Genomic DNA, 20,185 nt, shown 5'->3' with positions numbered 1-20,185 from the left:
GAACCATGTCGACCCCGTTCCACCTGTCGATCACCGTCTCCGACCTCGAGGCCGCGCGCCGGTTCTATGTCGGCGTCCTGGGCTGCCCTGAGGGCCGTTCGGCCCCGACCTGGATCGATTTCGACTTCTTCGGCCACCAGCTGTCGGTGCACCTGGGCCCCGTCGTCGAGCCCAAGCCCCTGGGCCAGGTCGACGGCACGGCCGTGCCGATGCCGCACTTCGGCGCGGTGCTGCCCCTGGGCCAATGGAGCAGCCTGGCCGAACGCCTGACCGCCTCTGGCTTGGCGTTCGAGCTGCCGCCCCAACGCCGCTTCGTCGGCGAGGCCGGCGAGCAGGCCCTGATGTTCTTCCGCGACCCCTCGGGCAACGCGATCGAGATCAAGGGTTTCGCCACCACCGACCGCCTGTTCGAGTCATGAGCGCCTCCGTTGACGCGCTGGCCAAACGGCTGCGCGACGCCTACCGCCAGGGCGCGGTCGCCCCTCTGCGCGACGGCCTTTCGCCGGACGACTTCGAGCAGGCCTATGCCGTCCAGGCGATCAACACTGGCGTCTGGCGCGACCAGGGCCGGCGCATCGTCGGCCGCAAGATCGGCCTGACCTCCAAGGCGGTCCAGGTTCAGCTGGGCGTCGACCAGCCTGACTACGGCGTCCTCTTCGAGGATATGGCCATCGCTGATGGCGGCGCGCTGCTGGCCTCGCGCGTGTTGCAGCCCAAGGCCGAGGCGGAAGTCGCCCTGGTCCTGGCCCGCGACCTCGACAACCCCGACGCCGAAGTCGCCGACATTGTCGCCGCCACCGACTACGCCTGCGCCGCCATCGAAATCGTCGACAGCCGCATCGCCGACTGGAAGATCACCTTCGCCGACACCGTGGCCGACAACGGCTCCTCGGCCTTCTTCGTGCTGGGCCAGGAGCGCAAGTCGCTCGACGGCTTGGACCTCTACACCTGCGGCATGGCTTTGGAGGTCAATGACCAGCTTGTCTCGTTGGGCGCCGGCGCGGCCTGCCTCGGCCATCCGCTGAACGCCGCCGCCTGGCTCGCCCGCACCCTCGCCCGTGTCGGCGAGCCGCTGAAGGCCGGCGACATCCTGCTGACCGGCGCCTTAGGCCCGATGGTCGCCATCAACCCCGGCGACCGGGTCGAAGCCCGTATCGGCGGCCTGGGCCGCGTCGGCTTCCGCTTCGAGGAGGACCGCGCATGAGCGGCAAGACCAAGGTCGCCATCATCGGCCCCGGCAATATCGGCGCCGACCTGATGATCAAGATCGGCCGCACCTCCAAGACGCTGGAAGTCGCGGCCATGGTCGGCGTCGACCCGAAGTCCGACGGTTTGGCCCGCGCCGCCCGCATGGGCGTGGCGACGACGGCCGAAGGGGTCGACGGCCTGGTGAAGATGGACGTCTGGCCGGAAATCGAGGTGGTGTTCGACGCCACCAGCGCCGGCGCGCACGCCCGCCACAGCCAGGTCGTCACCGACGCCGGCAAGACCATCGTCGACCTCACGCCGGCGGCCATCGGTCCCTACGTGATCCCGGTCGTCAATGGCGACGACCACCTCACGAGCGCCAACGTCAACATGGTGACCTGCGGCGGCCAGGCGACGATCCCGATCGTCGCCGCCGTGGCCTCGGTCGGCACGGTCCACTACGCCGAGATCGTCGCCTCCATCGCCAGCAAGTCGGCTGGCCCCGGCACGCGCGCCAATATCGACGAGTTCACCGAGACCACCTCGCGCGGCATCGAACAGGTCGGCGGCGCCGCCAAGGGCAAGGCGATCATCGTGCTGAACCCGGCCGAACCGCCGATGATCATGCGCGACACGGTGTTCACCCTGTCGTCCGGCGCGACCGAGGACGAGATCACCCAAGCCATCGAGGCCATGGTCGAGAAGGTCCGCGCCTATGTGCCGGGCTACCGCCTGAAGCAGGCCCTGCAGTTCGAGCACTTCGGCCAGAACAACCCCGTGACCATTCCCGGCGTCGGGCAGTTCACGGGAACCAAGACCAGCGTCTTCCTCGAGGTCGAGGGCGCGGCTCACTACCTGCCGGCCTATGCCGGCAACCTGGACATCATGACCTCGGCGGCGCTGGCAACGGCTGAAAAGATCGTCGCCCGCCGCCGCTTTTTGGAGGTCGCGCCATGAGCTTCGATCCGCAGACGACCAAGCTCTACATCCAGGACGTCACCCTGCGCGATGGCATGCACGCCATCCGCCACCAGTACGGGATCGACCATGTCCGCCGGATCGCCCAGGCGCTGGATCGCGCCAAGGTCGACGCCATCGAGGTCGCCCACGGCGATGGCCTGAACGGCTCGTCGTTCAACTACGGCTTCGGCGCCCACACCGACTGGGAGTGGATCGAGGCGGTGGCCGAGGTGCTGGAACACAGCGTCCTGACCACCCTGCTCCTGCCAGGCATCGGCACGATCGAGGAGCTGAAGCACGCCTACAAGTTGGGGGTCCGCTCGGTGCGGGTGGCCACCCACTGCACCGAGGCCGACATCTCCCGCCAGCACATCGCCGCCGCCCGCGACCTGGGCATGGACGTCGCCGGCTTCCTGATGATGAGCCACATGATCGATCCGGAAGCCCTGGCCCAGCAGGCCAAGCTGATGGAGAGCTACGGCGCCCACTGCGTCTATGTCACCGACAGCGGCGGCGCCCTGGACATGGATGGCGTGCGTGATCGCCTCGCGGCCTACGACCGCGTGCTCGATCCGACGACGCAGCGCGGCATCCACGCGCACCACAATCTCTCGCTGGGCGTGGCCAATTCGATGGTGGCGGTGCAGTCGGGCGCGATCCGTGTCGACGCCAGCCTGACGGGCATGGGCGCCGGCGCGGGTAACGCGCCGCTGGAAGTCTTCCTGGCCGCCGCCGACCGGCGTGGCTGGAACCACGGCTGCGACCTCTACGCCCTGATGGACGCGGCCGAGGATCTGGTGCGCCCCCTGCAGGATCGCCCGGTCCGCGTGGACCGCGAGACCCTGGCTCTCGGCTATGCCGGCGTCTATTCGTCGTTCCTGCGCCACGCCGAACAGGCCAGCCGCACCTACGGCGTCGACACCCGCGACATCCTGGTCGAGCTGGGTCAGCGGCGCATGGTCGGTGGCCAGGAAGACATGATCACCGATGTGGCGCTCGACCTCGTCAAGCGCGGCGCGGCAGCCGCCGGGGTTGTTGCTTTGGATCGCGCCTGAAACACTGACGCGGGGACGCCGTCGATGACTCAGATCATCGCCGCGCATGAGTACGAATTGGGGCGGACATGAGCGACAACGGACCATCGATCGACGCGCTCGCCGCGCGCGAGGGCGGCCTGAAGCGCGGCCTGACGGCGGGACAGCTGTCGATGATCGCCATCGGCGGCGCCATCGGCACCGGCCTGTTCCTGGGCAGCGGCTTTGCCATTGGCCTAGCCGGCCCCAGCGTGCTCATCAGCTACGCCATCGGCGCGGTCATCGCCCTGCTGCTGATGGGCGGCCTCGCCGAGATGACGGCGGCCCATCCCGGCGCGGGCTCCTTCGGCGTCATGGCGGAGCGCTATCTCGGCCCGTTCGCCGGCTACCTGATCCGCTACGCCTACCTCTTCGGCATCATCCTGGCCGTCGGCACCGAGGTGACGGCGGTGGCGCTCTACATGAAGGTCTGGTTGCCGAACGTGCCGGGCCTGGTGTGGATCGTCGGCTTCTCGGCGGCTCTGATCGCGGTCAACGCTTTCAGCGTCAGCCTGTTCGGCTGGGTCGAGTACGTCTTCTCGCTGATCAAGATCGCCGCCATCGTCGGCTTCATCATCCTGGGCGCCTACTGGGTGTTCGGCGCGCCAGCCGCCCGCGAGGCCGGTGTCGGCTTCCACCTCTACACTGACCAGGGCGGCTTCTTCCCCAAGGGCCTCTGGGGAACCTGGGTGGCGGTGATCGTGGCGATCTTCAGCTATTTCAGCATCGAGATGATCGCCGTCGCCGCCGCCGAGGCCGAAGATCCGCAGCGGGCCGTCGTGCGCGCCTTCAAGGTCACCTTGATCCGCCTGGTCGTCTTCTACATGGCCACCCTGGCCCTGATGCTGGCGATCGTTCCCTGGACGGCGGCGGGGGCTGGAAAGAGCCCGTTCGTCACCGTGATCGAGGCGATCCACATCGGCGGCGCGGCCCATGTCGTCAATTTCGTGATCCTGGTCGCGGCGCTGTCGGCGATGAACAGCCAACTCTATACGGCCACCCGCATGCTGTTCGGCCTGGCCCGGGCGGGTTTCGCTCCGGCGCGCTTCGGCCGATTGGACACCCGAGGCGTTCCCGTGCAGGCCTTGGGCGTCGCCGCGCTGGGCGTGGCGATCGCCGCGCTGGTCTACACGCTGAACCCCGATACGGCCTTCACCGTGATGATCTCGATCGCGACCTGCGGCGCGATGGTGACGTGGCTGTTGATCTTCCTGACCCACCTGGCATTCCGCCGGCAGGAACGCCCGCCCTACGGCCCCTTCCGCATGTGGGGCGCGCCGTGGACCAGCCTCCTGGGCGCTGTCCTGATGGCGGCGATCCTCGTCACGACCCTCTTCACGGGTCCGTTCAGACTGACCTTGGTGATCGGCGCGCCCTTCCTGCTGGCGCTCTCGGCCGCGTATCGCCTTCGCCGACGCTGACACCCCTGAACTAGGCCATGCGCCGACGGCGAAGCGCCTTGACGAGCGCGGCGAAGACCTCGGCGATATGTTCGGCCAGCCAGCTCACGGGGTTCTCGCCGGGGCGCTGTCGGCTGACGACGAAGGTGGCGATGCAGGCCCCCGCGAAGATCGCTGCCTGCAGGCATACCGTGACAAGCGCCGGCAGGCGTGCGGCCGTGGCCTGACCCAGGATCATCGAGGCCTCGAAGGCGAACGGCAGAACGCCGCCCGTCGCCACCGCCGAGCCTGAACCCGCCCGCTTGGCGCGAACTACGGCGCGGCCAAGCTTGGGCTGGTCGGCCTGATGCAGACCCTGGCCATCGAGGGCGAGAAGTACGACATCCGGGTCAACAGCCTCGCGCCCTCGGCCGGCACGCGCATGCTCGAAGGCCTGATGCCCGAGGCGGCGCTAGCGGCCCTCACACCCAGTGCGGTCAGTCCCGGCGTCCTGGCGCTGGTGGCGGAAGGTGCTCCGACCCGCGCCATCCTCTGCGCCGGAGCGGGCGGTTTCGAGCAGGCCTTCATCACCATGACGCGGGGGATTCACGTGCCCATCGACGAAAAGACGCCTGAAGCCCTGGTCGCGTCGTGGGACCGTGTCAGCGACCGCACCGAGGAGCAGGTCCCTCAAACCGGGTTCGTTCAAGCCACCTGGGAGCTCCTCAAAGCCGGCTTCGACCTCGGAGGCCAGGCGATCGGTCCCCACCATCCTCCGCCCCAAGCTTGACCGGCATCGCTTCGTCACGACGGCGGACATCGACCTTGACGGCCAACGCGCGCGATCGCGACGAAGGAACAGCCAAACCGGACGCTCAAGGCGCGGGCCGCACGACCGGCTTCCAGCCCAGTACGAACTCTGGATTCCGATACTGCCCGATTAACTCGGCGTCCTTGACCGCGTCCAGACGGCGAACCGCGGCGTGGCGCTTTGCAAGATCGACGGGCCGGCCCTTCAGGTCCTTGGTGCCGAACTCCATCAGCCGCAACGTCGACCAGTCCAGGGAGGGCTGGTCCTCGATCGGTCCCCATCCCTCCTCCGGCACGCCGTCCGTCCTGGAGTCGATCAGCACCATCTCGGCGTAGGGGAAGTTGGCGTAGGCGGTCGCCGCGGCGCCGTTGCGGGGCAACCGCGCCAGGACGCCCGGCGTCTTGCGGCCTTCAGGATTGGCGGTCGTGATCGACCACGGCAGCGGCCGGTCGTCATAGAGGAAGGTCGAGTCGATGAAGACGTTGCCGTGCTGGCCCTTTGGCGTGCGGGTCCAGGTGAACGGCCCCACCGACTTGATCGTGCACCGCAGGCAGTAGAGCGCGGCATAGGCCAGGATGGTGTCGCCGTCGCCGGTCAGGGTGCTGTCGACCATGTAGATCGAGCCGTAGGTCGTGAAGGCGTCGCCCGAACCATTCAGGGTCATGCGGTCAACGACGTTGCGGTCGCCCCGCAGCAGCAGCGCCTCGGCCTGGCCGATGAAGTCGTTCCTGATGGTGAAGGTCGACAGCTGCACGTCGTTGGCCTCGGTCACCGTGAAGGCCGGCCGGATGCGGTTGAAGGCGCTGTTGTTGGGATAGTGCACGACCACGCCCGCGCGGCTTTCGCCGCGCAGGGTCAGGTTCGACTTGCCCTTCAGATAGACGATCTCCTGGTAGTCGCCGTTCCGAATGAAGACGGTCAGGGGCTTGGTCGAAGCCGCCGGCGCAAAGTCGATCGCGCCTTGGACCGTGTTGAAGTCGCCCTTGCCGTCGGCCGAGACCACCACGCGGTCGACACCCGTCTTCGGCGGCGCGGCCTTGGTCGTGAAGGTCCAGGCCTTGGCGGTCTCCAGCGGCTTGCCGTCGGCTGTGGTCAGGACCTGCGGATCTAGCTTCACGACATAGGTCCGCCCGTATTTCAGGGCCCCGTTGTGCGGAACGACCGTCGCCGTCCGGTCCTTGGTCACGACCGGAAAGTAGTGGAACCAGGCGCCGCCCACGGGATTGGCCTGGAAGCCCGGATTGTCCGGCCCGGCAGGCTTGGGCGGGGTCGGCCCCTTGGTCTCGCCGTTCGCGCCCTTGGGGCGACCGTCCGGAACCGGTGATACGGGAATGGCCAGGTCCAGGGTGTCGACCAGGCTGTTGTCGGCCGCGTCGAAGATCTGGATCTTGCCAGTTGTTCCAAGCTTGGGCGGGCTGTCGAAGGTCAGCACCAGACGCGTGTCCGGGTTGACGTTCCTGGCCCCGGCCGCCGGAAACAGCTTGGGCGCCGCGATGCAGGGCGAAGCGATCAGGACGGCGGCGGCCGAGGCGATGAAGATGGTGCGCACAATCAGTCCCCTCAGAAGCTCATCCGGAAGCCGACATTGATCTGCCGCCCGGTCGAGGCGTACTGGATCACCACCGGATTACCGTCATAGGCGAAGCGGTTCGAGGTCTGGTTGGTCAGGTTCAAGGCCTCGACCACCAGCGACGCGCCCTTGAAGAGTTCATAGCTGAACGAGCCGTCGACGTTGGTCGTCGACTGGCTGCCGGCGAAATCGTTGATCAGCGGCGTCAGGCACATGCCGGGCTGGCAGCTGCCGGTCTGCAGCGGATAGGTCGAGTAGTACTTCGAGCGATAGGCGGTCGAGACGCGCGCGGTCCACTTCGGGGTCTCGTAGTACAGCGTGGCGTTCACCGAGTCCGGCGAGGCGCCCAGGAACGGGGCCTTGCCGATCAGCTGTGGCCGCACCGGCGGCGTCAGCGAGCCGGTGTCGATGATGTATTTCAGCTCGGAGTCGATGTGGGTGTAGTTCACCTGCGCGCCGAAGTTCTTCCAGAAGCCCGGCAGGAAGGTGAAGTTCTGCTGGTAGGTGATCTCGACGCCGCGGATGTAGCCGCCCGGCGCGTCCAGCGGCAGGCTGAAGTTGAACGTGTTGTCCCCATCGATATAGGCCCGCTGGGCGTCGCCGGCCGCGGTCGAGGCGGTGATGCTGGCGCGCAGCTGCGAGACGACGTTCGGGTCGAGGAAGTCGCTCAGCTTGCCCTCGGCCAGCACGCGCTGCGGGAACGACTTGATGTCCTTGTTGAACACCCCGGCGCTGATCAAGGCGCCCGGGGCGAAGTACCACTCGAAGCCGAGGTCGAGATTGGTGGCCCGGAACGGCGCCAGCTTGGTGTTGCCGCTGGTGACGCTGCCGCCCGTCGTGGCGCCGGCCGTAGAGGGCACGGAGAACGAGGTGATGCCCGGCGCCAGTTGGGCCAGCGACGGCCGCGCCATCACCTTGGCCGCGCCGAAGCGCAGCAGCATGTTGGAGCGCAGCTCGAACACCGCGTTCAGCGACGGCAGCCAGTCGTTATAGGTGTTGGTGTTGGTGATCTTGGAGAGGTTCGGCGTCAGGCCGTTGGCCTGGACCTCGGTATGGGCGTAGCGAACCCCGGCGTTGCCGCGCACGTCGATGCCCAGAAGCGAGCGGCTGAAGTCGTACTGGACATAGCCGCCGGTGTCCTTCTCGGTGATCGTATAGTTGAGGCCCGGGCTGCCGCCGTACGACAGGCGGAAGTCGCCGTACTTGTTGACGCAGTCGCAGTCGAAGCCGAACACCGCCGCCATCTTCTTGTTGTCCGGCGCCCAGAAGCTGGTGGTCGTGCCGGCCGGGGCCTTCAACCCCTGCCCCCAGCGGATCACCTGGCCTGTCGCCGCCACCGTGCTGCCAGCTTCCAGCAAGGTCGGCGAGACCGCCTCGTTGGACGCGCGACGTAGCTCGGTCGTATCGAAGCCGAACTCGCGGAACGAGCCACCCCACTTGATGTGGTCGTCGCCGAACGCCCGCCAATTGAAGTCGGCGCGCAGGTTCTTGAAGGTGTTCTCGGTGTGGCGCGCCTGGATGCGCAGGACCGACAGGCCCTTCACCGTGTCCCATTTGCTGGGGTCGGCCGCGTCGAAGCCGAAGTTCAGGACCGGCATGGGCCCATCGCCGCGCTCGTCATAGACGAAGTAGTCGTTGCCCGCGACGCCCTGGCCGCTGTCCAGGCGGTTCAGGTCCGACAACAGGCCCAGGCTGTCGTTGACCGATTTCGAATAGCCGCCAACCACGGTCAGCTTCAGGTCGTCGGTCAGCTCCTGGTCGAAGCTGGCCGACAGCTGCTGGAAGGTGGTCGTGTAGGCGTTGCTGTCGTCGGCCGAGCGGTAGTCGATGTTGCCGAGCTTCATGTAGTCGGCGACGGGGGTCTTCGGGTTCGAGTTGTCGACGTGGGCGTCCATGATCCGCGTCGTGGGCTTGCCGATGATCGCGTCGAACAAGGCAAGGCCATTGGCGGTCGGGATGTACCCCTTGGATTGCGGGTTGTTGTAGTAGTCGTAGGCGTTGAGGTTGAAGGGGTTGGTGCTGTTGGCGAAGCCGGGCAGCACGGCGGTCGAGCCGTTGGTCCCCTCGCAGGCGATCGCGAACACCAGGCCCGCCGTCGCGCACGACGAGTACAGCGCCGCCGAGCCAGCCGTAGCGGTGTTGTAGTTGGTCACCGTGTTGCCGAACCGGTTCAGGCCGATCGTCGAGATCTGATAGAAGTCCGACTTCTGCTTCAGTCGCGAATAGACCGCGTCGACGCTGAGCAAGGTCCGGGAACTCGGCCGCCACTGGAAGGCGCCGGTCAGGCCCAGACGCTCGGTCTGGATCTCCTGGTGGTTCAGGGTCGGCAGGGTCGGGACGATCACCGTCGAGCCGGCCGTGGTCTGCACCGTCGTCCCGTTGACGAACTGCCGGATCGCACCGCCGTTCGGATAGATCAGTGCGTAGGCCGTCGGGTCCGAACCCCGCTGGGCGTTACAAGCGTCCAGGCGCGTGATGTTCACGCCCGGAATGACCCCATTGAGGATCGGAGCCGTCGCGGTGCCGCCGTTGCAAACGGCCGTTGACGGCGCCGCGAAGCCCTCGCGCTCGGGAATGCCGCTGGCCGGGGACGCCGCAGTCAGGGTCGGTACGGCGAACGGCCGCGAATAGGCATAATCGTATGAGGCCGGGCCGCGGCTGTAGCTGTCGCTGGACCGCTTGGCCTTGTTGTAGGCGCCCGAGAAGCTCAGGCCGATCCGGCCCACGCCCGTGTCCCACTGGTTGGCGAACAGGCCCGCAAGGCGTGGATTGTGGTGCTTGCCGTTCTCGTAATAGCCGTCCTGGACCGAGAGGCTCAGCTTGCGCCCTTTGAAGTCCAGCGGCCGGCCGGTGGCCAGGTCCACGGTCGCGCCCAGCGAGCCCTCGTCGACCTCGGCCGAGGCGGTCTTGCGTACGGTCAGCGAGCTGAACAGCTCCGAGGCGAAGGCGTTGAAGTCGAAGCCGCGCGAGCGGTTCGGCGTGCTGCCGCTGTCGTTTGCGCCCGAGATCGACAGGGCCTCCAGGCCGTTGAGACGGACACGCGAGAAGTCCGGCCCCAGACCCCGGATCGAAATGCGGCGACCTTCGCCATTGTCGCGGTCGATCGAGACGCCGGGCAGGCGCTGCAGGGATTCCGCAAGGTTGGCGTCCGGGAACTTGCCGATGTCCTCGGCCTTGATGGTGTCCTGCATGTCGTTGGCGCGGCGCTTGGTTTCCAATGCGCTGGCGACCGAGGCGCGGTAGCCGGTGACCACGACCTCGGTGACCGTCTGGGCGTCCGTCGGCGTGGCAGGCGCGGTCTGGGCCAAGGTTGGCGTGGCGACCGCCAGGCCGCCGGCTGCGATCAGGGCCGCGCACGAAACGCGGTTCATAAGTTGGTCGAGCATAGAACTCCCCTTCCCTCTATTTTCGTGTGTCGTTTCCTCGCCGGTCCTTGAGCGGGCCGGTCGTTCGGTCTTGGTGGTGATGTCGGTCAGTCGCCGTGGGCGCGGGACCACGCGGCGTAGCGGGCGAGAACTTCGGCGCCCCAGGCGCCGTACCAGCCGTACCCGCCGCGCCGCTCCTTCTCGATCTCGGCCAGGCGGTAGCGAATGACCCCGTCGCGCCCGGCGAAGATCGGCCGGTTGGTCCCGATCTCGTAGAAGCGCGCCCACAGCGGCGGCGCCGTCGGGTCCTCGCGCACGACACGGTCGCCGTTGGCGTATTCGATCCGCACGCCATTGATCTGGACGCTTCGGTACCAGACCGCGCCGGCCCGGATCGCCGCCTTCACGGCGGGGCTGGGCCTGTCGATGCTCATCAGCAGCATGAGGACGCCGGCGCTCTCGCCGCCGCTGATCGAGGCCGGCTCGAACTTGCGGGCCGGGCGCGGCTTGTAGGTCACCTCGTCGTGCTGGGCGCACCAGGCGGTCAGGACGCCACCGGCGCGGATCTGACTCTTCAGGATGAAGCCGACGCCCCGATCGAACGCCGCCCTGGCGGCGGCGCGGCGTTCAGGGGCCAGGACCTGGAAGTCCGGCGCCGCCGCGACCTCGCGCAGCAAGGTCATCAGGTCGACCATCTCGTCGTCGTTGAACGTCGCCTGGTGGTCGTAGGCGTTGGCGAACACCGGCCACGAGTGCGGCCAACCGCCGGTCGGATACTGCGCCGCCAGAATGAAGCCGAGGCCGCGATCGATGGCCTGGACATTGCGCGGCTCGGGACGGACCTTCTGGATCCGGGCCAGAAACCGCATCTCATTGACCGTGCTCTTGATCAGGGCCGCGCGCGTTCCCCAGGGTCCGACGGCGGCCGGATCGCCGATATTAGGCTCGCCGACCGTGTTCATCAGCGGCCAGCCGCCGCTGATCGGGTCCTGCCAGGACAGCAGGTTGTCGGCCATGCGCCGGGCCTCGGGACCGCCGTACCAGGTGTCGGGCTTGTCCTTGGCGCCCGCCCACCAGGCGGTCGGCATGTTGCGATTGGCCTTGCGCGCGGCGTTGGCGGCGGCGATCGGGTCGCCGACGGGCAGTGCGGTCTCGGCGAACTGGCGGGCCATGAAGTCGGCCATCACCTTCAGGTCGCCGGGCAGCAGAGCGTGGCCGCCCCTGTGCATATAGAAGGCCAGATCGCTGTCGACCGACGCCTCGGCCGCCGGCTGGGCCGCGCCGACGCCAGTCTTGCCGAAGAGGGCGTAGACCGGCGTCGCGGCCTGGGCGGCCAGGAACTCGCCGTGCGGGTCCGACCAGGTGTCGCTGTCGCCGGTCACCAGCAGCATCGGCCGGGGTGCGATCAGCGACAGCAGCATATGGCTGTCGACCGGCAGGTCGCCGACACGATCGGCATAGGTGCGATAGCGTGGCGCGAACCAGTAGTGGTAGCGGGCCGGATCGGTGATGGCGGCGATGGTCTCGCCATAGTCGCGCCGGCTCAGCGCCGCGCCGCCCTCGCCTGAGATGATCGGCATGACCAGGGCAATGCGCGGCTCCTGCGCCGCCGCCCACAACGTGGTCTTGCCCAGGCGCGAGGCGCCCGAGAGCGCGATCTTGCGAGCGTCGATGGCCGTGTCGGCCGACAGGAAGTCGACGACGCGCGACAGGCCCCAGCTCCAGGCGCCGATCGCGCCCCATTCGTCCGGCTGGCGCGGATTGCCTTGCGGCCCAAACAGCGCGCGCACACCGAACGCCGCGCCGCCGTCGAAGTCGGGTTCGATGTCGCCATAGTAGACGTGGGCGACAGCCAGTCCCTTCTCCAAGAGAGGTTTGGGATCGAAACCGCCAAGCAGCGTCGCCTGCCGGCCGGGCACGCGCTTCTTCTCGCGCACGTTCCAGCCGAAGCCCTCCTCGATGCCCGGATCGTCGAACACCAGGACGTTGGGCGAGAAGCCGACGTGCAGCAGCACCGGAACCGGTCCCTTGGCGGCCGCTGGGGTGTAGAGCACCACCCGGATGATCGGGCCATCGGCGTGACCGGGGAAGGTCAGGCGGACCTGGGTTCGCCTGGCCAGCCCACCGAAGCTGGCGACGCCGCTCTCCCAGACGTCCGCCTTCATCGGGATGTGAACCGTGGGCGTCCGGCCGAACTGATGGGCGCGGAACAGCTCAAGCACCTCGCCGCGCCGTTGCCTGGTCCAGGTGGCCGCGTCACCCACCGGAGCGCCGCTTTCCAGTCTCAGCGGATCGGGCAGGACATAGGCGCCGACCTTGGATTCGTCCGTGTTGCCCTTGGCGACGGTCGGCGTCGCCGGCGGCGTCACCGCCTGGGCCGAGGCCGTCGATGCGCCGAGGCACAGGGCCAAAGCCAAGCCTCCGAAAGAGCGAGGACCGGCCGGAAGGCGACCGGTCCTCAGTCGGAGGAGGAAATTCGAAACGGAGGCGACGAGCGGTTCGGAACGACCAAATACAGTCGAAGCTGACGCCAGAAGCAGGATCGCTGGCGTCTGCGTCATCTTGGTCGTGATCGTCATGCCCGCCTTCCCCATTTCGTCTTCGCCAGGCCCAACGGACGCTGGGCCGGCGTTTTTGCCGCCAGATCGGAGCGACACCGGTGTCACGGCCTCCTGAAGGAAGAGCCGAACAACCGTTTGAGTCAGACAAACACGAACACAGTTTGCCGTCAACAGTGACTGCTGATTTCGAGATTTACCCAGTCAGGCTAGACAGGAAATGCAAATTGACCTCATTTGCCGTTCAAGATGACGGCAAACTCGGAACACCCCCTGGACGGGAACGGCAAGGTGCGTGGCCCCCACGCCGAACGCAGCGCGGCCATGCGCCAGCGGCTGGTCGATGCGGCGATCGCCTGCCTGCATCGGGTCGGCTACGCGGCCACGACCACCCAGTTGGTAATGGAGGAAGCCGGCGTCAGCCGGGGCGCCATGCTCCACCACTTCCCGACCAAGGTGGATCTGATCATCGCCGTGGCCGAGTCCGCCGCCGCAGACCAGAACCGATATGTCCGTCGTCGCCTGGGCGCCATTCCGGCCGGCATGGACCGCTACCTGGCCATCACCGAGGCGACCTGGGAGGCCATGCGCGAACCGCCGGCCATCGCCCTGATCGAGATCATCATCGCCTCGCGCAGCGACCCGGCTCTGGGCGAGCGCTTCCCCGCCATCGCCGCCGAGTTCGAGGCCAGCCAACGTGAAGGCGTCTGGGAGCTGGCCCGCGAACTGGGCGTCCGCGACCAGGAGGCCATCGAGCGCATGGTCCGGCTGCACCGCGCCGCCATGCGCGGCCTCGCGATCGAAATGCTGTTCACCGGCGACCGTGCTTCGGCCGAGGGCGGGATGGAGCTACTCGAATGGTACAAGCAGCACCTGACGGGAAGCTTGCTCACACGCGGCGACAGGCCGCTATTTGGCGAGAACCGCCTCTAGGGCGCGCTTCCCTCGCTCTCCTACCTTGCGATCAGTCCAAGCTACTGCCCACCGAAGATGAAGTCGGTCTTGTAGTAGCCCTTGGTGGGGTCGAGGATGTCGATGGCGAACGGAGCCGAGCCATCGGCCAGGTCCGTTAGCCAGGCGTCGTTTGACCGGACCATGACGCCCAGATCGGCTTTTTGCGCCTCGGCCAGCAACCATCCGACCATCGCCGCCTTGGTCCCGATCCCGTTCGCGCCATCGCCGCCGTAGGCCGCGAAATAGGCGTCGCGACCACCGGCCAGCAGGGCCGACACCTTGGAGTCGGCGGGCGTCCCACCGAAAATCGCCGCATAGGCCTTCTTGGTCGCGTCGAACAGCGACAGCGACCCGTACTCGGCGGTGAACTTGGCGTTCCCCTCGCCCACCTTGCCGAGATTGACCGCGAAGTTGATGTAGCGGTTTTCGAGATTGAACTTCTGGTAGTAGGCGCTGTTGAGGTTGTTGGCGTTCGGCCCCGTCGGCGACACCAGGTAGTCGATGCCGTTCAAGCTGGGAATCTTGCCGGTGAAGAACTCGTAGGCCAGCGTCGCCACCGAAGTCGTCGCGCCCGCCGTCTTGATCAGCGTGTCGATCACCTGGTCCGAGGTCATCTGCCCGCTCGACCAACTGGCCAACAAGGTCTGGGCCAGTTGCGCCATGGGCCCGCTCTGGGTGGTCTGGCGCAGGATGGACGCGATCTCGAGGTTCACCGTCGCCGCCGACGGCGTCGGGATGAAGTTGATGTTCTCGATGTTGAACAGGGTGTCCACGCCGTTCGGCGACCCGGTCCGCAGGTCGGTGACCGTGACGGTCGAACCGTTGCTGACGACCAGATACTCGGACGCGAAACCGTCGTAGTGCACGGTGTCGACGCCAGCGCCACCGTCCAGATAGTCGTTGCCGCCGCCGCCCACGAGGGTGTCGTCGCCATCCACGCCGTACAGCTTGTTGGCCGCGCCATCGCCCTTGAGCACGTCGTTGTAGGACGAGCCCATCAGTTGCTCGATGCTTTCCAGCACATCGAAACCCTGGCCGGTGTCCTGGGCCCCGACGATCGACAGGTCGACCTTCACCGCCGTCGAGGACAGCGAGTACGAGGCCAGGTCGCTGCCCGCGCCGCCGACGAGGGTGTCGTTGCCCAGCAGGCCGTGCAGGGTGTCGTCGCCGTCGCCGCCTTCCAGGCGGTTGTCGCCCGGATCGCCGATCAGCGCGTCGGCGAAGCGCGAGCCGATCGCGTTCTCGAAGCCGCTGAGCCTGTCGGCGCCCTCGCCGCTGGCCGCGCCGCCCCAGAGGTCGACCGTGACGCCCGTCGCCGAGGCCGCATAGGACACGGTGTCGACGCCGGCGCCGCCGCTCAACGTGTCGTCACCCAGCCCGCCGCTGATGGTGTCCGCGCCCGCGCCGCCGTCGATGACGTTGGCGCTGGCGTCCCCCTTCAGCGTGTCGGCAAAGGCGGAGCCGGCCAGGTTCTCGATGCCGCTCAGGGTGTCCAGCCCCTGACCGGTGCTCTGGGCCGTGGTGATCGACAGGTCGACCGTCACGCCGCCGGTGGCGTTCCCGTAAGCCGCCGTGTCCGAGCCGGCGCCGCCGATCAGCGTGTCGTCGCCCAGCCCGCCTTCCAGGCGGTTGTCGCCGGCGTCGCCCTTCAGCACGTCGGCGTACTGGGTGCCGATCAGGCCCTCGACGCCACTGATGGTGTCGGAGCCCTCTCCCGTGCTCTGCGCGCTGGTGATCGACAGGTCGACCGTCACGGCCGAGGTCATCGTCGCGAACGAGACCGTGTCGAAACCCGCGCCGCCGATCAGGGTGTCGTCGCCCGCACCGCCGATCAGCACGTCGTCGCCATTGCCGCCGTCCAGGCGGTTGGCGCCGGCGTCGCCCTTCAGCGTGTCGGCGAAGGCCGAGCCGATCAGGTTCTCGATGCCGGTCAGGGTGTCGAAGCCCTCCCCGGTGTTCTGGGCGCTCGTGATCGACAGGTCGACCTTCACCGGCCCCTGCGAGTCCGCGAAGGTGACCGTGTCGACGCCCGAGCCGCCGATCAGGGTGTCGTCACCGCGACCGCCGACCAGGGTGTCGTCACCCGCGCCGCCATCCAGGCGGTTGGCGTTTCCATCGCCCCGAAGCGTATCGCCGTAACCCGAGCCGATCAGGGCCTCGACATTGCTGAACTGGTCGCCGCCCGCGCCGACGCCGGCAAGGTCGGCGGTCACCGCCTTGGCGTAGTTGGAATAGTCGACGGTGTCGAAGCCGGCCCCGCCGTCGAAGATGTCACCCGCCACGCCGCTGACGAAACGGTCGTTGCCCGTCCCGCCATTCACCGAGACCGAGCTGCCGTTCGAGGTGATGACATCGTCGCCCGCACCGGCGTCGACGATCAGCAGTTCCGACTGGGTCGCCAGGTTCAGCGTGTCGGCGAACTCGCTGCCGCGCAGATAGGCCAGCGTCTCGACATTGCTGATCACGCCGCCGGCGAAGGTGAAGGCCTGGCCCGACACGATGCCGGCCGTGTCGAAGGTCACGCCGTTCAACGCGCCGCCCAGCGACAGCCGCAGGGTGTCGGTCCCCGCCCCGCCATCGACGTCGTCGCCATAGCCGGCGACCAGGAAGTCGTTGCCCGCGCCGCCCGACAGCTTGTCGCGCTCGCGGCCCATGTCGTCGAGCGGGTTGTCGCCGTTGGTGGTGTCGCGCCCGCCCGAATAGAGCCTGTCGGCGCCGTCGCCGCCGGTCAGCGTATCTGCGCCATCGCCGCCCGCCAGGGAGTTTCCGCCAGAGGCGGCCCGAATTTCGTCGTCGCCCGCGTCACCGTCGACCACGCCTCCATAATAGGAGGTCTGCATGATGATGAGGTCGTTGCCCGCGCCGCCGGACACCTTGCCGTGGGCATAGATCGTGTCGTTGCCGTCGCCGCCCGTGGCGATCGCGAAGGTGTTGCTGTTCGTGTAGAGGATGTCGTCGCCGGCCCCGCCGTCGACCTGCTGCAGGTACTGGCTGCCGCGGCCATCGACGATGTCGTTGCCGTCGCCGCCGAACAGGGTCCCGGTGTAGTAGCCAGCCGTCAGCTTGTCGTTGCCGCCCATGCCGAAGACGGCGGTGAAGTCGCTGTAGCCGTTGCTGGTCGACCCGACGTTGATGTCATCATCGTAGTCGCTGCCCTGGACCCAGCTGATGTTCTCGACACCCTTGATCGTGCCGCCGCCGATCGTCTGGGAAGCCAGCCGGAAGTCGGCCACGACGCCCGTATTGGCGCCCATGAAGCTGATGTAGAGGTAGTCGCCGGTGTAGCCGCCCTCACCACCGTCGACATCGTCGCCATAGCCGGCGAACAGACGGTCGGCCCCGGCGCCGCCAATCAGCGTGTCGCGCTCGCTGCCGGTGTCGAGAACCGGCGGGGTCCACGGGTTACCGTAGTACGGCAGATTGAACGAGGGCGACTGGTCGCCGCTGTAGATCCAATCGTCGCCGTCTCCGCCGTCCAGCTTGTCGGCGCCGCTTCCACCGGCCAGGGTGTCGTTGCCGCCCCCACCGCCCAGGACGTCATTGCCGCCGTTGCCCAGCAACAGGTCGGAGTCGCCGCCTCCGGTGAAGATGTCGTCGTCGGCGGTCCCTTTGAAGTTCGGCATCGACTACTCCACGCAACTTGTCGACGCCGTACTCGACGCCATCCTTCGCCGCTAACACCCCGCCACCAGCACCGCAACTTAAGATTAAGTTGAACTTGCCAGCCTTGCTGGAGACAGGCCTGCGGGCCTTAACCTGACAGGGCGTTCGCGTTCCGCCTGCTATCGTCGAATGGCTAGCCCGACGCGAACAGTCCGCGGAACCGAGTAACTGGCGACACCGTCAGCCGTCTTGCCAACCTCAAGCTTGCCATTGGCGGCGTTCTCGACAGCCAGATAGACCTCGCCCTGGCGGCGCAAGCGCCAGCTTGCTCGACCCCCGAGCGTCCATTTAGGGGTTTGCGCCGGCCGCAGCTCCGTCAGCTGGGGCGCGGCGGCTCCGCCTTCCACTTCAGCGTCGGAATAGGCCATGGCGAACCGCCACTCGACTTGGGCGTCAGCTTGACCGGACACTTCGGCTTCCACGCCCCAAGTGGCGACCAGGGCCCTTCCTCCAGCGCCGCCTCGACATACGCCCCGTCACGAGCGTCTTGCTGCCCGCCTCCCGGTCACGGGCGAAGGCGCCGTTCATGAACCGGAAGCGCCCGTGTTCGGTCCCGCCGGCCAGGCGCAGATCGCCCCCTTCTACTGAGCCGACGTAGAATTCTGGCGCGCCCTGCTGGATTCGAACCAGCGACCGCTCGCTTAGAAGGCGAGTGCTCTATCCAGCTGAGCTAAGGGCGCGCATGCCGACCCCGCTCGCAGGCCTAGTGGGTCCAGGGCTGCTTGCGGTTGGCCGCGAAGTTGTCGGCGTAGGCCTTGATGATGCGCTTGGGCGCCTTGGCCTCGAAGATCTGGAAGGCGATCTCGTGGCGCTGGGCATAGGCCACGGCCTCGTCGCGCGTCTCGAAGGTCAGGCGAATCTGGCCGTTCATGTCGCTGGACGTGGTCCAGCCCATCAGCGGGTCGGGCTTGCGGGCCGAGGCCGGTTCGAACTCCAGCACCCAGTCCTTGGTCTTGGCCTTGCCGGACTGCATGGCGTTCTTGGCGGGGCGATAGATGCGGGCCAGCATGGACCTCTCCCAAAGTACTTACCGATGGTCGGAGCGGCAGGATTCGAACCTGCGACCCTCTGCTCCCAAAACAGATGCGCTACCAGGCTGCGCTACGCTCCGAAACATCGGCAGGCGGCTGCTCTACAGGGGTTCGACGCGCGGATCAACGGACCCGAGGCCTCAATCATCCCTTCGGGAAGATTCGATGCAACACCCGGTCCCCCGGCAGGATGCCGAGCTGGGCCGCGCGGCCGCCCGCGATCTCCAGAACGCCCAGCACGAGGCCGCCGGCCGCCAGCGGCGTTTCATCGTGCGGGCGGGCGTTGCGCGCGATCGACAGGATCCGCCCGTCCGGCTGGATGTAGATGATATCCAGCGGGATCAGCGTGTTCTTCATCCAGTAGGCCGCCGGCTGCGGCCGCTTGTAGGTGAAGAGCATGCCCCGGTCCGGCGCGAGCGACTTGCGAAACATCAGGCCGCGCTTCTGCTCGGCGATCGTCGCGGCGATCTCGACCTGGAAGCGCGCCCGCCCACGACCGGTGACGATCTCGACCGTCTCCAGCCTGGGCTCGGCCAAGGCTTCTCCGCCCGCGACCAGGCCAAGACCCAGCGCGGCGAGCAGCCCTCGCCTGTCGATCATTCGTTCCGCCACGCAACACCTCGGTGAAAGCCAGTCCCTGACGAGACTAGCTTTGCGGCCGAGGCGGCGAAAGTCAGACGTCGCCGGCGGTGATTTCCGCGACCACCAGGCCCTTGGGCCCTCGCGCGAACCGCACCAGGACGTCGTCGCCCGGCTGCAGGTCCTCCAGGCCGCCCCGGCGGAGCGTCTCGATGTGCACGAAGATGTCGCCCGGTTCGGCGTCGCGGATCACGAAGCCGTAGCCCTTGGTGCGGTTGAACCACTTGACCTTGGCGTGCTCGGCCGGCCCTTCCGGCTCCAGGGCGTGGCGCCCGTGGCCTTCTCGCAGGCCGTCACGGCGTGGCGGGCCGTCGGCGAAGGTCCGTCTTTGGCGTTCCAGCGGCGCCGGCGCGGAGGTTTCGTCGAGATTGACGACCTCGCTGACCTGCCAGCCCTTGGGCCTCTTTACGACGTCACACACGATCACCGCCCCCTCCATGGCGGTTTCGCGGCCGCAGTTACGCAGCGACGTCACATGCAGAAGTACGTCCTTCAGCCCGGTTTGACCGGGATCATCTGGAACGATGAACCCGTAGCCCTTGCCGGCGTCGAACCACTTCACCCTCCCGCTGATGCGCACGAACTCTTCGTGCGCCGCAGCGTCCTCAAAATCGAAACCAGACATCCCACCCCTCTGGCTCGCCCAATCAGCCCATCGGAGCGAGCACTACGAGAACAGTGTTCTCGCGTGACGAGAGCCGTCAATGACGAAATCACGTCAAAACCGCGCGCAAGTACGAACCGCGACATTTCGTCGCAGCTACAATCCGGTAACAGTTCTGAAATACAGCCGAAGATGGCAGTCCCTAGGGGAGTCGAACCCCTCTCTCCAGATTGAAAATCTGGCGTCCTAACCGATAGACGAAGGGACCACGTCACCGCCGAAGCGGAAAGCAGCCGATATATAACCTCGCGGGTGGCAGTCCCTAGGGGAGTCGAACCCCTCTCTCCAGATTGAAAATCTGGCGTCCTAACCGATAGACGAAGGGACCAC

The 20,185-nt window shown here is 67.3% G+C and carries 16 protein-coding genes and 4 tRNA genes; 7 read left to right on the top strand and 13 right to left on the bottom strand.

Annotation, left to right across the window (positions count from 1 at the left end; translation table 11 throughout):
* Positions 1 to 5: 5 nt before the first annotated feature.
* The 5 genes from AC07NN_RS06930 (at position 6) to AC07NN_RS06910 (ending at position 4,642) form a co-directional block, all read left to right on the top strand.
* Positions 6 to 419, top strand: a complete 414-nt coding sequence (locus AC07NN_RS06930) for a VOC family protein (RefSeq protein ID WP_494638881.1) — start codon at positions 6 to 8, stop codon at positions 417 to 419.
* The gene (locus tag AC07NN_RS06925) at positions 416 to 1,204 is read left to right on the top strand and encodes a 2-keto-4-pentenoate hydratase (RefSeq protein ID WP_494638879.1); all 789 of its coding nucleotides are present in this window, start codon (positions 416 to 418) and stop codon (positions 1,202 to 1,204) included. The genes AC07NN_RS06930 and AC07NN_RS06925 overlap by 4 nt, the downstream gene beginning before the upstream one ends.
* Positions 1,201 to 2,145: an acetaldehyde dehydrogenase (acetylating) gene (locus tag AC07NN_RS06920; protein WP_494638877.1), complete on the top strand. Its 945-nt coding sequence runs from the start codon at positions 1,201 to 1,203 to the stop codon at positions 2,143 to 2,145. Before AC07NN_RS06925 ends, AC07NN_RS06920 begins: the two co-directional genes overlap by 4 nt.
* Complete coding sequence (gene dmpG / locus AC07NN_RS06915; protein ID WP_494638875.1) at positions 2,142 to 3,203, top strand: 4-hydroxy-2-oxovalerate aldolase; 1,062 nt, start codon at positions 2,142 to 2,144, stop codon at positions 3,201 to 3,203. Before AC07NN_RS06920 ends, dmpG begins: the two co-directional genes overlap by 4 nt.
* Positions 3,204 to 3,271: 68 nt before the next feature.
* Positions 3,272 to 4,642 carry an amino acid permease gene (locus AC07NN_RS06910; protein WP_494638873.1) on the top strand — a complete coding sequence of 457 codons (1,371 nt, stop codon included), beginning with the start codon at positions 3,272 to 3,274 and terminating at the stop codon, positions 4,640 to 4,642.
* 10 nt (positions 4,643 to 4,652) lie between these two features.
* Here AC07NN_RS06910 and AC07NN_RS06905 read toward each other — a convergent pair whose 3' ends face one another.
* Entirely contained in the window at positions 4,653 to 4,859 is a 207-nt protein-coding gene (locus AC07NN_RS06905; RefSeq protein WP_494638871.1) for a hypothetical protein, read from the bottom strand.
* Positions 4,860 to 4,967: 108 nt separating this feature from the next.
* Between AC07NN_RS06905 and AC07NN_RS06900 the strand changes: the two genes are divergently transcribed.
* Entirely contained in the window at positions 4,968 to 5,390 is a 423-nt protein-coding gene (locus tag AC07NN_RS06900) for a hypothetical protein (RefSeq protein WP_494638868.1), read from the top strand.
* Between the two features lie 85 nt (positions 5,391 to 5,475).
* On the opposite strand, the gene AC07NN_RS06895 is transcribed toward AC07NN_RS06900, so the two are convergent.
* The 3 genes from AC07NN_RS06895 to pelA all read right to left on the bottom strand — a co-directional run bounded on the left by AC07NN_RS06895 (position 5,476) and on the right by pelA (position 12,763).
* Positions 5,476 to 6,960 (bottom strand): pectinesterase family protein, encoded by a 1,485-nt coding sequence (locus tag AC07NN_RS06895; protein ID WP_494638866.1) that lies wholly within the window; start codon positions 6,958 to 6,960, stop codon positions 5,476 to 5,478.
* A gap of 11 nt (positions 6,961 to 6,971) precedes the next feature.
* Positions 6,972 to 10,367, bottom strand: coding sequence for a TonB-dependent receptor (locus AC07NN_RS06890; protein WP_494638864.1), 3,396 nt, complete (start codon positions 10,365 to 10,367; stop codon positions 6,972 to 6,974).
* Positions 10,368 to 10,453: 86 nt separating this feature from the next.
* Entirely contained in the window at positions 10,454 to 12,763 is a 2,310-nt protein-coding gene (gene pelA / locus AC07NN_RS06885; protein WP_494638862.1) for a pectate lyase, read from the bottom strand.
* Positions 12,764 to 13,195: 432 nt separating this feature from the next.
* Here pelA and AC07NN_RS06880 point away from each other — a divergent pair, with 432 nt between their 5' ends.
* Positions 13,196 to 13,837, top strand: coding sequence for a TetR/AcrR family transcriptional regulator (locus AC07NN_RS06880; RefSeq protein ID WP_494638860.1), 642 nt, complete (start codon positions 13,196 to 13,198; stop codon positions 13,835 to 13,837).
* A 41-nt stretch (positions 13,838 to 13,878) separates the two neighbouring features.
* Here AC07NN_RS06880 and AC07NN_RS06875 read toward each other — a convergent pair whose 3' ends face one another.
* From AC07NN_RS06875 to AC07NN_RS06835, 9 genes are all read right to left on the bottom strand, one after another.
* Positions 13,879 to 17,481 (bottom strand): hypothetical protein, encoded by a 3,603-nt coding sequence (locus AC07NN_RS06875; protein ID WP_494638858.1) that lies wholly within the window; start codon positions 17,479 to 17,481, stop codon positions 13,879 to 13,881.
* A 159-nt stretch (positions 17,482 to 17,640) separates the two neighbouring features.
* Complete coding sequence (locus AC07NN_RS06870) at positions 17,641 to 17,889, bottom strand: hypothetical protein (RefSeq protein ID WP_494638856.1); 249 nt, start codon at positions 17,887 to 17,889, stop codon at positions 17,641 to 17,643.
* 235 nt (positions 17,890 to 18,124) lie between these two features.
* Positions 18,125 to 18,201: transfer RNA gene (locus AC07NN_RS06865), tRNA-Arg, on the bottom strand.
* Positions 18,202 to 18,224: 23 nt separating this feature from the next.
* Entirely contained in the window at positions 18,225 to 18,530 is a 306-nt protein-coding gene (locus AC07NN_RS06860) for an ETC complex I subunit (RefSeq protein WP_494638853.1), read from the bottom strand.
* 25 nt (positions 18,531 to 18,555) lie between these two features.
* A tRNA-Pro gene (locus AC07NN_RS06855) sits at positions 18,556 to 18,632 on the bottom strand.
* Positions 18,633 to 18,696: 64 nt separating this feature from the next.
* The gene (locus AC07NN_RS06850; RefSeq protein ID WP_494638851.1) at positions 18,697 to 19,152 is read right to left on the bottom strand and encodes a DUF192 domain-containing protein; all 456 of its coding nucleotides are present in this window, start codon (positions 19,150 to 19,152) and stop codon (positions 18,697 to 18,699) included.
* Positions 19,153 to 19,225: 73 nt separating this feature from the next.
* Positions 19,226 to 19,816: a stationary phase survival cold shock domain protein CspD gene (cspD, locus tag AC07NN_RS06845; protein WP_494638849.1), complete on the bottom strand. Its 591-nt coding sequence runs from the start codon at positions 19,814 to 19,816 to the stop codon at positions 19,226 to 19,228.
* A 172-nt stretch (positions 19,817 to 19,988) separates the two neighbouring features.
* Positions 19,989 to 20,063 (bottom strand) — tRNA-Glu (locus AC07NN_RS06840).
* A gap of 45 nt (positions 20,064 to 20,108) precedes the next feature.
* Positions 20,109 to 20,183: transfer RNA gene (locus AC07NN_RS06835), tRNA-Glu, on the bottom strand.
* Between the last annotated feature and the right edge of the window lie 2 nt (positions 20,184 to 20,185).

Source organism: Caulobacter sp. GW821-FHT09H08 (assembly GCF_059415885.1).
The sequence above is the reverse complement of the archived record's forward strand: the minus strand, read 5'-3'. Positions and strand labels throughout refer to the sequence as shown.